Origin of the sequence: Niabella insulisoli (assembly GCF_039652435.2) — a bacterium.
Lineage (GTDB): Bacteria > Bacteroidota > Bacteroidia > Chitinophagales > Chitinophagaceae > Niabella > Niabella insulamsoli.
The window spans coordinates 1,736,051-1,749,402 of the sequence record NZ_CP190246.1 but is presented as its reverse complement, the minus strand read 5'-3'; the positions used below and the strand labels follow the sequence as shown (position 1 = coordinate 1,749,402).

The 13,352-nt window shown below is 43.6% G+C and carries 15 protein-coding genes; 3 read left to right on the top strand and 12 right to left on the bottom strand.

The genetic code is table 11. The annotated features are described in order from the left end of the window. Positions 1-93: 93 nt before the first annotated feature. The 12 genes from ABDK00_RS07535 to ABDK00_RS07480 form a co-directional block, all read right to left on the bottom strand. The gene (locus ABDK00_RS07535; protein WP_346239554.1) at positions 94-1,203 is read right to left on the bottom strand and encodes a Fic family protein; all 1,110 of its coding nucleotides are present in this window, start codon (positions 1,201-1,203) and stop codon (positions 94-96) included. A 199-nt stretch (positions 1,204-1,402) separates the two neighbouring features. Then, complete coding sequence (locus tag ABDK00_RS07530; RefSeq protein WP_346239553.1) at positions 1,403-2,440, bottom strand: relaxase/mobilization nuclease domain-containing protein; 1,038 nt, start codon at positions 2,438-2,440, stop codon at positions 1,403-1,405. Continuing rightward, entirely contained in the window at positions 2,437-2,811 is a 375-nt protein-coding gene (locus ABDK00_RS07525; RefSeq protein ID WP_346239552.1) for a plasmid mobilization protein, read from the bottom strand. Before ABDK00_RS07525 ends, ABDK00_RS07530 begins: the two co-directional genes overlap by 4 nt. A gap of 289 nt (positions 2,812-3,100) precedes the next feature. After that, a complete protein-coding gene (locus tag ABDK00_RS07520; RefSeq protein WP_346239551.1) occupies positions 3,101-3,433 on the bottom strand; it encodes a hypothetical protein in 333 nt (110 codons plus the stop codon). Between the two features lie 8 nt (positions 3,434-3,441). Continuing rightward, complete coding sequence (locus tag ABDK00_RS07515) at positions 3,442-3,879, bottom strand: hypothetical protein (RefSeq protein WP_346239550.1); 438 nt, start codon at positions 3,877-3,879, stop codon at positions 3,442-3,444. 2 nt (positions 3,880-3,881) lie between these two features. Then, a complete protein-coding gene (locus tag ABDK00_RS07510) occupies positions 3,882-4,595 on the bottom strand; it encodes a hypothetical protein (RefSeq protein WP_346239548.1) in 714 nt (237 codons plus the stop codon). Positions 4,596-4,642: 47 nt separating this feature from the next. Beyond that, positions 4,643-5,581: a toprim domain-containing protein gene (locus tag ABDK00_RS07505; protein WP_346239547.1), complete on the bottom strand. Its 939-nt coding sequence runs from the start codon at positions 5,579-5,581 to the stop codon at positions 4,643-4,645. Positions 5,582-5,653: 72 nt separating this feature from the next. Continuing rightward, complete coding sequence (locus ABDK00_RS07500; RefSeq protein ID WP_346239546.1) at positions 5,654-6,346, bottom strand: nucleotidyl transferase AbiEii/AbiGii toxin family protein; 693 nt, start codon at positions 6,344-6,346, stop codon at positions 5,654-5,656. Next, on the bottom strand, positions 6,304-6,804 hold the full coding sequence (locus ABDK00_RS07495) for a DUF6922 domain-containing protein (RefSeq protein ID WP_428400431.1): 501 nt from the start codon (positions 6,802-6,804) through the stop codon (positions 6,304-6,306). Before ABDK00_RS07495 ends, ABDK00_RS07500 begins: the two co-directional genes overlap by 43 nt. A 101-nt stretch (positions 6,805-6,905) precedes the next feature. Continuing rightward, a complete protein-coding gene (locus ABDK00_RS07490) occupies positions 6,906-7,241 on the bottom strand; it encodes a helix-turn-helix domain-containing protein (protein WP_346239544.1) in 336 nt (111 codons plus the stop codon). 106 nt (positions 7,242-7,347) lie between these two features. Then, positions 7,348-8,052, bottom strand: a complete 705-nt coding sequence (locus ABDK00_RS07485) for a hypothetical protein (RefSeq protein ID WP_346239543.1) — start codon at positions 8,050-8,052, stop codon at positions 7,348-7,350. A gap of 426 nt (positions 8,053-8,478) precedes the next feature. Beyond that, positions 8,479-8,946, bottom strand: coding sequence for a nuclear transport factor 2 family protein (locus ABDK00_RS07480; RefSeq protein ID WP_346239542.1), 468 nt, complete (start codon positions 8,944-8,946; stop codon positions 8,479-8,481). Between the two features lie 95 nt (positions 8,947-9,041). Between ABDK00_RS07480 and ABDK00_RS07475 the strand changes: the two genes are divergently transcribed. From ABDK00_RS07475 to ABDK00_RS07465, 3 genes are all read left to right on the top strand, one after another. Next, positions 9,042-10,694: a beta-N-acetylhexosaminidase gene (locus tag ABDK00_RS07475; protein WP_346239541.1), complete on the top strand. Its 1,653-nt coding sequence runs from the start codon at positions 9,042-9,044 to the stop codon at positions 10,692-10,694. 49 nt (positions 10,695-10,743) lie between these two features. Continuing rightward, the gene (gene nagB / locus ABDK00_RS07470) at positions 10,744-12,669 is read left to right on the top strand and encodes a glucosamine-6-phosphate deaminase (RefSeq protein ID WP_346239540.1); all 1,926 of its coding nucleotides are present in this window, start codon (positions 10,744-10,746) and stop codon (positions 12,667-12,669) included. Positions 12,670-12,818: 149 nt separating this feature from the next. Then, on the top strand, positions 12,819-13,319 hold the full coding sequence (locus ABDK00_RS07465; RefSeq protein ID WP_346239539.1) for a DinB family protein: 501 nt from the start codon (positions 12,819-12,821) through the stop codon (positions 13,317-13,319). Positions 13,320-13,352: the final 33 nt, after the last annotated feature.

The window sequence follows — 13,352 nt, the reverse complement described above, 5'->3', positions numbered from 1 at the left end:
CTAAAATACTTAGTTTTATTAAAAGCAGATAAGTAAGTTCTACACAGGTCGTTAAAACTTTTGATTCCACCACTTGAACAAAAAACGGTTCTTTTAAAACAAAGCATCATTTAACAGGTAGCTGGTGCTTCTGCCACCTGCTGGCTCTTTCACCAACAGTTGCCGGTTTATCAGGTCCTGGATATCCCGTATAGCCGTGTCTTGTGAGGTTTTGGCAATTTTTGCCCATTTGGAGGAGGTGAGCTTACCGGTAAATCCATCCAGCAATTTATTCAGCATCAGCTTTTGCCGGTCGTTTAAAGTATGCGTGGCCGGCTGTTTCCAAAAGGTTGCCTTCTTCATTACCCCGGCTAACGTAGTGTCTGCTGCCTCTATGGATCGTTCCAAGCAGCCCAGGAACCAATGGATCCATGGGGTTATATCCATCCGGCCTTTTTGGGTTGCCTCCAGTATATCATAATAGGCTTTACGTTCAGCCCGGATTTGGGTAGACATGCTGTAAAATCGCTGCCGCGTTTCATCTGCTCGGGCCAGCTGCATATCCGTTATAGCCCGGGCAATACGGCCATTACCATCATCAAACGGGTGTATCGTCACAAACCATAAATGGGCAATAGCTGCCCTTAATACCGGGTCTGTTTTATCCGGAGCATTAAACCAATCCAGGAATGCTTTCATTTCAGCCGGAATCTGGTCTGCATCCGGTGCCTGGAAATGCACCGTCTCCCGCCCCATAGGGCCGGATACAACCTGCATGGGATCATCAGGCAGGTTATCCCGCCATTGGCCGGTTACGATCCGGTGCATACCACTGCGCCCTGCCGGGAACAAAGATGCTTGCCAGCCAAAAAGCCGGTCTTCAGTAAGTAACTCCTGATATTGCTGGGTAGCATCCAGCATCATTTCAACAACGCCCTCCACGTTACGATCGGCAGGAACTAAACCGGCTATATCCATTCCCAAACGCCGGGCTACAGAAGAGCGCACCTGTTCGGCATCTAATACTTCACCCTCTATTTCACTGGATTTGAGCACATCTAATGTAAGGGTTTGCAGAGTAGCTTCCTCCCGCAAGTTAAACCCCAGGTTTTCCATTCGCCCCAATAGCCGGCCCTGTTTATGGCGTACGCCTGCCAGCACGGAAGCTATTTCTCCTATGTTCCATTGAAAATGAGGCCATTGGATCAATTGATAGATATACATTCTACGCATTTTGTGCAACGAATATATCAAATATTCTCCGCATTAGCAATTTTTATACGCAAAAAACGCGAAGAATAGTGCTGTTATTCTTCGCACACACTCTCAGTATAATATGAATCTTCATCAATGGCTCGTTGCTTTCTGTATTTTCCTGGCTTTAGATTGAAGCCCCTCTGGCTTGTTTTATAATGTAATAGGCCTATAGCCGGTAGCCCCTTTTTTTCTTTTTTCTAATATTCCGGTAGTATTCCCGCTCTATTTGTGATGTAGCATAGTCCTTTGGTGATGGATATTGTACTTTATATAAATCGGCTACCAGATCGGCTGTATTTTCTGCTGCATGTTTTATTGATTGTATAAATGCGCTAATAAAATCGCTTTCCTGCGGATTTCTCTTGTATGGTGAAAAAGGCACGGTAAGTCGCCAGATACTTGAGCGCCCGTTTTCCGGGCTTTCTTTCCTTCCTTCTGGCCGGCCCTGAGTGATGTATTGAGTTTGTTTTTTCTGCAATATTTTCTCAATGGTGCTTAAAGAAAGCTCCATATCGCTGCCTTTTATTTTAACGCCGTCTTTATCAATAAAAGAAATACCCCGACCTTTAATAATTTCAAAACCTTGCTCCCTTACTTTCTGCTGAAAGCTTGCCATTGTTTTTGATGAATGTAATATTTGGCGTAAACGGACTTTAATATGATCCCTTCGCTGGTCATTCCTGGGTAGTAGTTGCTGGTCTTTTGATAAAAAACGCCGGGGGCTTAATACCTGTTGCAGCTTAAATTTTTGTTCCATTTTCCTGCAGAACTCCGCCATGCGCTTATAACTGTTGCTGTCCGACACATTGGTTTTGCCGCTATAACCAATCCGGTTGGCCACAATATGAATATGCTGATGCTGGGTGTCCTTATGTTCTACTGCTATAAATTGGTTGTCAGCAAAACCAAATTCCTTTGCACAATCCTGGGCAATCTGGATGAGTTGAGGCCCCGGTACGTGCTCTCCGGGAGCCATACTCAATACCAAATGAAACACCGGCTTGGATTGTTTGGGATTGAGTTTTCGCACTTCCTGGAACTGCTGCGCCAGTTCTTTCCTGTTACCAAAACATTTATTGAAGAGTAAAATCTCTGCCCGGTTTTCCATAATGGCCTGATCTGGATCTTCCTTCATTTTTTTGTCTTCAAGGCAATAGCCGATGCATCCATTAAATCCTTTTCCAGTAATTACCTTACCAATCATGTCAATTTGTTTTTAATATTTTGAGCCAGTTCTTTTACCTGTTCAGCCAGTTGCCTTAATTCTGTGCGCTCAAAAGCATTAAACGCCTGGGCGGCATTGTTTTTATAGGCCAGTGAATTGGCATTGGCCGCAAGGTGATTCAACTGCCCGGTGAACTCTAAAACCTCTTTGGGCAACGTTTTCTGCCGGGTTTCAATATGACTGTTAAAAGCCGCCTCCCGTAAAAATTCTGAAACAGTGAGCTGTACTTGTTTCGCTTTTGCTTCAATTATTTCCAGTTCCAGTGCGGTACAAGCCACCCGCAAACGGTAGCTGCGCTTAACTGATTTCTTTGGCCTACCGCCTTTGCTTTTTTCATTAGGTGTATTCATATAATATTAATTTTAGAAGGTGATAACCGCGCTTTGCGCCCCCATGAATGCCGCCCCAAAGCGGCATGAATGGGCCAGCTGTTCGAAGTGGGCGAGGTTACGAGCCCACGAGAACATAGCTGGCTCCCGAAAAATCATTATTCATAATTGGATCAAACAGGCTTAGATCCGTAGGACTAAACGCGAATGATCTTAATTAAATGTGTTGAAGCCTATTCAGACTTATTGCTGGTGCATCAACGCTTATATACTGTGAAAGGAAATTGAACTACGTTTATCTATGGGCCTTTTATAGTTCATTGATCCTTGGCTGTTTTTTGTCGGCTGAACTGGGTTTTGAAAAAGGAAATGTCTCCGCTTTATTATTTACAGGTTCCACCTGAGCCGTTATTGAGCTGCTTTGCATTTTCTCCTTATCCTTCTTCCGCTGTTGTTGCAGCGCAGAGTTAAGGCTACTCAGATTTATTTTCTCCAGGGGAACGTCTAGTTCCCCTGCAAGCCACCGGCGAAAGCGGGCGGGCGTTTCCAGGAACTCCATTTGTTCCCGGTATATTTCCAGTATTTTCCGGTACACACCATACCCATTATCCAGCAAATCTTTTCTTATAAACTCTTTGTACATACCTTTAGCTATTTAATTCGCTTTCTGGATTTCTTTTCGATGGTGCCAGCACCCGCCTTGTTGATTACCTTTTGCGCTGCTTCGTAATGCTCCTTGTACCAAATAAGAGCTTGCTGGGTTTCCAATTGCTTTTTATCGTTGTTCAGGCTAGTGAAGTAAACAAGCGTTGCCGCTATTACCGCTAGGCAAAGGCCCAATCCCCACTGGCCCATGCCGTGCCAAAATGCCTGCCACCGGGGATGATTCGGGTCTACCTGTAACGCTTTGTTTGATTGCTGCACTTCCGTTATTATTTCCCCCTGTGTTTTATTCATCACTACAAACTGGCCTTTCATTTCCAGGAGCAGAACAACAAGAATAGTAAGGGCAGTTTCATCCAGCTCAACGCCATACTTAAGTGCGATCTGCAACCGGAGTTTCTTTAAATCAATCCTGGACTCTGGCATGATCAAATTTTTGATAATTCTTTCAGCATTTTTATCTTTTCAATAAACTGGAAAGCTTCCATTCCTTTGCCTTCGCTGATCTTCTGCAGAATGCTCCGGTGCGGAGCTGTGGTGATATCAAAGTCTCCATATAATTTAACAGCGCTTACATTGTTTTCTTTCGCTGCCCCAAAAGCCATCAACTCTTTAATAAGGCCCGGCGTTCCCGCAAAACTGCTTTCATTGATATACAGGTTCACTCCAAAAAAACCTCTATTCAGTAAAACGATTTTTTGGAGGTAATGCGTGCAAGGTTCATAGGCGCTGCCGCCGGCAATAACGACATTGAAAATAAATTGAGCATTCAATTCATCCTGCACGTCTTTAAATTCTTCAATAGTATAATCTTTATAAAACAAGGATGGTAGTTGATCGCTCTCCGGAGCGCCAAAGTCTAAGTAAAAACAGTCATAATCCTTTTGTGACAGTTCGTATAAATTTTCAAACAATAGCTGGCGATCCAGTTTCTCCCGGCTGTCTAGCAGGCTCATTGTTGCAAACCGGGAGGGCGTTTTTCCTTGGAGAAACCGTAGCTGTTGAAGGCTGGATTTTACAGAACTATCAAAATCTACAAAATAAGACCGGTCATTACTTTGCTCTTTTAAGGCTTGCAGATATGTGAGCATTGATTTGCCAGCGCCACCCTTGGCCTGGATATTAAATTGAAATTGCTGCATTTTTAAATTTTTTGATTATAAAATTCATGTTGGGTAAAGGAATAAAATCAAAATCCCCGGCCTCTTGTCTGTCGTTGTTGTTCCTGCTGTCCGGCTCCGGCTATCAGCCAGGCATTCAGGTCGTCGCGGGGTTTGTATAGATCGCTTGCATCCGTATATTTTGCCGATCCCATTTCCTGATTCCAGGAAAGTGCTCTTTGTGTGTTTTGCCTGCCGGACAGATCTCTGTCCAAGAACAGGAATATTTTATTATGGCGCTCCATCAGGGACCGGCTTCTTTGAAAAAAGGCAAGGGAATTAAGTACCAGGCAGTTTGTGAACCCTGAACTGGTTTGAGGGCGGATTACCGCAAACGACAAAAAATTAAAGAAGCCCTCAAATACATAAAGATCCTTTTTGCTATTGTCAAAAAAAGTAATGTCTTTAGGTGCAGCACTGCCCTTAAAATGGGCATTCCTTAGTTCATAGCCACCAGCGCTATTGGGAAAGCCAATAGCATAAAATATTTTGCTCCCCAGTTCATACTGTACTTCCTTGCAATAGCTCTTCGCTATGGGGAGCGGTATTTTTCGCTGTTCCAGATAACTGATAAGTGCAGGGGACTGTATAGGGCCGGTTGTCACAATCTTGATCTTTTTCTTTTCATCGGGAGATGGCGTAGCGCTGAACAGTGGAAAGGCCTGTAGGGAGCCCCGGTGAAAAGAAAGAAATTGTTCTAATTTGCTCAATGCCTCCGGTATACTGCAACCGTGATACAGCATACACAGGTCTATAACACTACCACCTTTGCCAATGGCATGATCATACCACAGATTTTTTTGCCGATCCACCTTAAAAGATGGCGTATTTTCATTTCTACCGGGCAGCGGTGACAGATACCAATACTGTTGATTGCGGCTCATTTTTTTGTCCGGGTAATGGCCCAGGGAAGCCAGGTAGTCCAAAAGATCGATTTGCTTAACAGTTTCCCAGTTATTACTTGTCATATTTTTGGTGATTTTATTATTAAAAAAAGGGAACGGCCGGGTATTAATGGCGATAACAATCCCGAATCGAGGCTACATACGGAAGCCTCTTTTCTTTTCAGGAGGATCGTTCCGGAAACGATTTTGCTTCATGGCTGGGAAGATCTTTTGAGTAAATTCGAGCGCCTCTTGCAATCGCTGTTTTATCACACCCCAGGTAAGCCTATGATTAAAAAGATATACCTTTTCTGATAAGATCACTCTCGAGGTGTCAAGCAAAGCCAGGTGGGCAAAATACGCATTGGCATTTGGTGAGTATTTTTCTTCATAGGCTGCATACATTCGTTCCAGCGGCATTTTTTCCAACAAGAAATAAACATCTACAAAATCTTTTAAACGGCTTCCATTCTGATGTATGGCGTGCAGTTTCATTGCCGCAATGTCAGCAAGAGATACCATCCGGATGCCTTCTGTGGTTTGACAAGGCTCTATTTCAGGGTAAGCATGTGTAAGTATATCTGTTTTAATATCATTTATATAACAGAAAACCAGGTTAGTTTCTGTCTTTATATCTTGAGCAGCATATCTTGACCTTAGCCATTCACCCAGGGCTTTGGAGTCAAATGATTGCCGAGAGAACAAATCTATATCAATAGACTTACGATGCCCGATGTTTAAAGCAAGTGCGGTGCCGCCTACCAATAAAAAATCTTGAAGCTGGCTGTCGGCCATTAGCCGCTTGATTAGAACCAGGGTATCTTCAGTGACAGTTTGTGTTTGTAACATAGCATGTCTTCTTTATTCAGGTTAAAGAATAAAGAGACTTCATCTATGCACATATCTGGTAAATAAATGATGTCGTTTTTCAGAGCATTAATAACGGTGACTTGTCCATAAAAGCGAACAAGTTCTTTCCATTCTTCAGCAAATCCCCGCTCAAGAATGCGTTGTATGATTAATACTGCGCTTTCCTGCCAGTTAATCTGATCATAGTTATACTCCCAAAAAAACTTGGGCAGGAAGTCTGGTTTGGGCGCAGTCACAACCGCTTTTTTTTCGATAAAAACTGCTTCATCTTCAAAAACGGTTTTTCCGAAAGCAAGGGCATCTTCAAGTACTGACAGGTCATATCTCGGGTAGCTGCCAGCAAAAACTTCCAGGTTGTCGAAAATTTCAACATGATTTTTTCGCTGCTTCCAGCGCACCAGGTATACTTCCTTGTTATAATTGTCGCTATTGCTCATTTCCGATACATCCAAATTTACTCAAATTAGTGGACAAAGCCTCTTTTTGAATTGTCTTGTGAATTGAAAAGTTGATTATCAGGCAGTGTTGCCTAAATTCCTTAAGGTGGAGCAACATCTGGTTGCAACAATTGCTGTATGTCGTTCCAAAGGAAGTATACCCTCGTGCGGATTTTGTAGGGCTTTAGCTTTCCATGTTTGATCCAATCGTAAATAGTAGGCTTGGTGACCTGGAATAGATGACAGACCTCACTAATTTTATAGAGCGGTTTGTAGGTTAGCCCAGTGGTGTTATAACTTGCAGCTGGTGGCGGGCGTTTTTCTAACTGTCCGATTTCCTCGCGTATCAACGCGCGTAATGTCTGCCAGAACTGTTCTGGGTCAATGGGGAACAGCATTGGTGTTGCCGACTGTACACCATTTCCATTGTTTTTCATTTTAACTGATTTAATCAGCTAAAGTGATTTTATGGAAAGTGGAATATGGGCTAAGTATACTTGTTTCTAGCTAAAAAGTGCTTTTCTGATGCTTTTCTTACAATAATTAGGGTCGCAGGAATTTTTGTTCTAATTCCTTTAACAATTTTATGCCTTCTGAGAACTGCATTGTTTCTAAGATCGTAAAGGCCTCATTAAAATTTTTGCCTACCTCAACACGGCCCCGAGGGTCCAGCTTTTCACGTTTTTCCTTTTTGAACACCAGATCAAGGTCGGTTCGCATACTTTTAGTAGCTACCCCAAAGATTCTGGAGAGCAGGACGGCGCATTTATCATTAGGAGAAAGGTAGTTTACCTTGCCAGCTTTGTCCAACACATAGAAAAGCAAAAGCAATGTCCGGTTGTCAGGCTGATCTTTTTTACATTTTGCCATCCAGGCCCGTTCTTCATTTTGATAGGTAGCTATTACAGTTTCCAGATTAGGGAGAAATTCGCGATTAAAACTGGGCAGATAAAGAAGCGGGAATAAAGGGATGCTTACGACAATAGCAGCTAATACAGAAGTTGAGAAATAAGCAACATTTGGCTGGCTGTTAAAAAATGAGGTAATGAACGTCGCAAGTCCTAATATTAGTAAGAAATGGATGGTTGCATTGCCCCAATAATCTGTTATTAACATTCGGCGGGTAGCCCTGGCCGGCCATGTCTCACGGATATCTAACCGTTGTTGATGAGTTTTGTAAAATGATTTGGAAATGTGATTGTAATCTACAGGACGCTCGAATGCGAAAATAGAAAGTACCTTCTTCATAATCTTTCAGTGTTTTTAGGTAAAGTAATAATATGATTAGCAGTATAAATTTACTGAAATATCAAATCCAATCCAAGAGACTATTTCCTGCACTTTATATAAAGGCGGTCTGGTGGTACAAACCGATTAAAACCAGTAAAAAATGCGCGATTAAAAAAAGGTTAAATGAAAAGTAGCGTAACTTTATAATGTCAACGTTAAGCGTTATAAAGTGTGGTATGATTTGTGAAATTTAGCTCTTAGAAGTAGACTAAAAGTAGACCAGAAAAAAATCTATACTGATAATCAGTGAAATATGGACTAGTGACTTATCCCGTCCGGTCCGCAAAAAAGATCATCAGTAATGATGATCTTTTTTCGTTTCAGGAAGATGCTTTGCTAACCGCCGGGGCGTAAAATTTCACCCGCCACCGCCCTTCCCATTTGCTACTGCTGATTCATATAAGCGGCGAGATTCTTTCGCGCCCGGCGATGCACTTTTCGCTTCATTAGATAGGTCCATCCCAACAGTTTACCTGCGAAGCCAAACGCCTGTTCAATCCACTTACTCAATTTAAAACCATCGCTATGTTCGATGATCTGGCCATCGGCAATGCGCATAAAAGCCTTTGCCCGGTTCATCACTTTGCGTCCGGTCTGACTAAACGTATAAGTAGCAACCCATTTACAGGTAATATATTCGTGATCAATTGCGGTGATCTCACCAAAAGTAAGCGTAAAATCTTTCGCGTTGCTGCAAAGCATTTTCCACATTGCCCGCACTTCATCGCCACGCAAAAATCCGAAGACGGGATCGCTAAATACGATGTCCTCTGCATAACAACTATTCATCGTTTCAGCATCTTTTCTCGTGAACGCTTCATAGAATTTTTCTACCAGTTGCTTATTTGTCATATAAACTTTTTAAAAGACAATCGTTTGCGCGGCTTTTGCGGCCCGATCGTCTGCAAAAATACTTATCTTGCCTCCTTCTTAAAACAATCTTTGCTATGCGTAAACCACTTTCATTGCTGCTCGCAATGCTGTTAGGCTGCCAGCTATTGATGGCTCAAAAAGTCAACATTATTCCCAAACCTACCAGCGTTGTCGAAAAAACCGGCTCCTTTACGATCTCAAAAAAAACCCCCATTATTGCGAAGTCCAAAGATGAAGTAAAATCTGCGAATTTTCTGAATGATTATCTAAAGCAATGCTACGGCTACTCGTTGCCGGTAAAATCATCAGGGAGCAAAGGTATTATTATAGTTGCCGGAAATACAGGTAATGATGGCTACACTTTAAACGCGGATAAAAAAAGCGTGGTGATAAAAGGTTCCACCGCGCCCGGCGCTTTCTACGGCGTTCAAACGTTAATTCAATTATTGCCTACGCAAAAATCGAGCGCTTTAATAGTTCCGGCCGTTAGCATTACCGATGCGCCCACTGTCGCATACCGCGGCCTGATGCTGGACGTGGGACGTCATTTTTTCCCTGTGGATTTTGTTAAAAGATATATTGATTATATCGCGCTACACAAAATGAATTATTTCCACTGGCACCTGACCGAAGACCAGGGCTGGAGAATTGAAATCAAAAAATATCCTAAACTTACGGAAGTGGGCGCCTGGCGCAACGGAACCATCATTGGCCGTTTCCCCGGAACCGGAAATACAAATGAAAAATACGGCGGCTTTTATACCCAGGAACAGGTGAAAGAAATCGTAAAATATGCAGCCGACAGGTTTATAACAGTTGTGCCCGAAATCGAAATGCCGGGGCATGGTAGCGCAGCGATCGCCGCCTATCCCTACCTCAGCTGCTTTCCTGAAAAACCTACTTACGATTATTTTATCAGGGATAATAGAGATGAATATTGGGCGGGCGACCTGGCCGGCAAACAAGTGATGCAAAGCTGGGGCGTTTACGACGATATTTTTTGCGCAGGAAAAGAAACTACTTTTCAGTTTTTACAAGATGTGTTAGACGAAGTACTTCCTCTTTTCCCTTCCAAAATAGTACATATCGGCGGTGATGAAGCGCCCAAGATCAATTGGGAATATTGCCCCAACTGCCAGAAAAGGATCAAAGAACTGGGAATTAAAACAGACAAATCCCACAGAGCTGAACATTACCTGCAAAGCTATTTCGTGCAGCGCATGGAAAAATACCTCAACGCGAAAGGTAAAACACTTATCGGCTGGGATGAAATTCTGGAAGGAGGCCTCGCCCCCAACGCCTGGGTAATGAGCTGGCGCGGAGAGAAAGGCGGCATTGAAGCAGCCAAACAACATCACAATGTGATCATGACGCCCACCACTTATGCTTATATTGATTATCAGCAGGCCAAACACGAAGATTCTGTTACGATCAGCAACAACAAAGGCTACCTGGATATCGAAAAAGTATATAGCTGGAAAATTTACCCTGATGCGCTTACTGACGAAGAGAAGCAATATGTTCAGGGTGGCCAGGCAAATCTTTGGACCGAATATATTAGCAATCCGTCGAAGGTAGAATACATGATTTTCCCCAGAGTGGCCGCCGTTAGCGAAGTATTGTGGACGCCACAGGATCAGAAAAACTGGAATGACTTCAGCAACCGTCTTAAGTTTCAAAAACAACGGTATGATTTGTGGGGCACCAACTACTACGGAAAGCAATAAAACTTTTAATAAACTGCAAACCCAAGAACCAATTTTATAAAGCCAAACAATGGAGAAGCAAATTCTAAATAGTCATATCGACAGTCTTGAAAAAATATCGGTAAACATTCAACCCGATGTTAAGGCAGGCTCGCGCGTCATCGCGACCATCATTGCCGAGCTCATCAAACAAAAACAAGCCGAAGGCAAAAACTGTGTTTTAGGCCTGGCGACAGGATCGAGCCCGAAAACCCTTTACGCAGAGCTCGTTCGCATGCACAAAGAAGAAGGGTTGAGCTTCAGCAACGTCGTAACCTTCAACCTCGATGAATACTATCCTATCAGCAAAGAAGCGCCACAAAGCTATAACCGGTTTATGCAGACGCATCTTTTCAGCCATGTAGATATCAAGCCTGAAAACATCCACATTCCCAGCGGCGAAATAGCCAAAGAAGATATTAAAGCTGCATGCGCCGCGTACGAACAAAAAATTGAGGACGCCGGCGGCATCGACCTGCAAATACTGGGTATCGGAAACAACGGGCATATTGGTTTCAACGAACCTGGTTCGGGCATTTACACCCGAACCCGATTGGTAAATCTTACCAACAGCACCCGCTTGGCCAACGCCTACGAATTTGCAAACATTTCGGAAGTGCCGCGCATGGCGATCACTATGGGCATCAGTACGATCATGAAATCTAAGCAGATTATATTGATGGCGTGGGGCCCGGCAAAGGCGGGCGCTGTGAAAAAGGCGGTGGAAGATGATGATTCGGAAACCGTACCGGCTTCCTTCCTGCAAAACCACGATAAAGTGAGGTTTGTAATTGACGAAGCAGCGGCTTCTCAGCTAACACGTTCTAAGTCGCCATGGCTTACAGGTGATTGTGAATGGACACCAAAAACCATTAAAAAAGCAGTAGTGAATATGGCGCTGCAACTTGGTAAAACAGTGCTTAGCTTAACCAATGAAGATTATAACGACAACGGCTTGAGCGATCTTCTGGTAGAAAAAGGCGACGCTTACGAAATCAATCTTGAAGTATATTATATGCTGCGCGACAGCATCACCGGCTGGCCTGGCGGTAAACCCAATGCAGTGATCCCTGCCCACCCCGAAAGATCAGCGCCTTACCCTAAAAGATGCGTTATCTTTTCGCCCCATCCTGACGATGATATCATTAGCATGGGAGGCACATTCCAGCGGTTACACGATCAGGGCCACGAGGTTCACGTTGCTTACCAAACTTCGGGGAACATTGCTGTTACCGACGAATTTGTAACACGGTTCCTGGATTTCGCTGTTGGCTTTAACGAAATTGCACAAATCAATTCCGAAATTCCTGCACAAATCTTAAGCGAAGCCAAAGCTTATATTTCAGGTAAAAAACCGGGACAGGTCGATTCGCCAACCATTCGCGAATTGAAAGGGTTGATTCGCCGCGGTGAAGCAAAAGCCACGTGTAACTATGTTGGTATTGATCCGGCAAATATTCATTTTCAAAACCTGCCTTTTTACGAAACCGGCACTATTGAAAAAAATCCATTGGGTGAAGAAGATATTCAACGTACCATCGATTTGCTACGCGAAATAAAGCCGCACCAGGTGTATTGCGCGGGCGACTTTGCCGATCCGCATGGCACGCATCTTGTTTGTTTCAACGCTGTTTTAAAAGCTTTGCAACGCATCAAAGCTGATGGCGACGATTGGGTAAAAGATTGCTGGCTTTGGTTATATAAAGGAGCATGGCAGGAATGGGATATCGAAGACATTGAAATGGCTATTCCGATGAGCCCGGCACAGGTATTGAAAAAACGCTTCGGCATTTTTATTCATCAGTCGCAAAAAGACAGCGTACCATTCCAGGGCAGCGATGACCGTGAATTCTGGCAGCGGGCCGAAGAAAGAAACGCCGACACGGCAAAAATATATGCCGACCTGGGCTTAACCCATTATGCCGCCATGGAGGCCTTTGTTCGATGGCATTATTAATTAATATTATAAAAAGAAAAAAAGCGCTGGAACTAATTCAGCGCTTTTTTTAAAATCAAAACAGCTGGGCCATCAATGTCGAAACATCGATCCTGAAAACAGGATTGAGGCGCACCAACTAATTGCTATTTTTCATATCTTCAACAGTTATGGTTATCCAACAACAACTGGCATATGATATCACCGACGCATTCGGTGAACTGATACAAATTCTTTCGGCGCTAAACAGCGATCAACTTAACACGGCGCCGTCTGCGGACAGCTGGACGGTGGGGCAGGTAGCGGAACACGTGATGAAAAGCAGCAGCGGTATTCCCGATCAAAACACAAGCCAGGCCAATCGGCCGTTTGATGAAAACCTGATAATTATCAGAGATATTTTTGAAAATATGGACCTGAAAGCTAAGGCAGACCCTGCTCTGTGGCCTTCCCATCCGCCACACGAAACTGAGGCATTAATTCAGGCGCTCGAACAAAACAAGCAAGCGCTTTTGCCCATCGCTCTCGAGAAAGACCTGGAAGCGCTTTGCCTTGACATGGAATTTCCGACAATCGGACAACTAACAAGGTTTGAATGGCTCAATTTTATTGTGGTGCACACCCGCCGTCACACGCGCCAGGTAAGACATATTTTGCAACAAATTTCCTAGCGCTTTAAATCCAAACTTAACCCCATAAAAGTA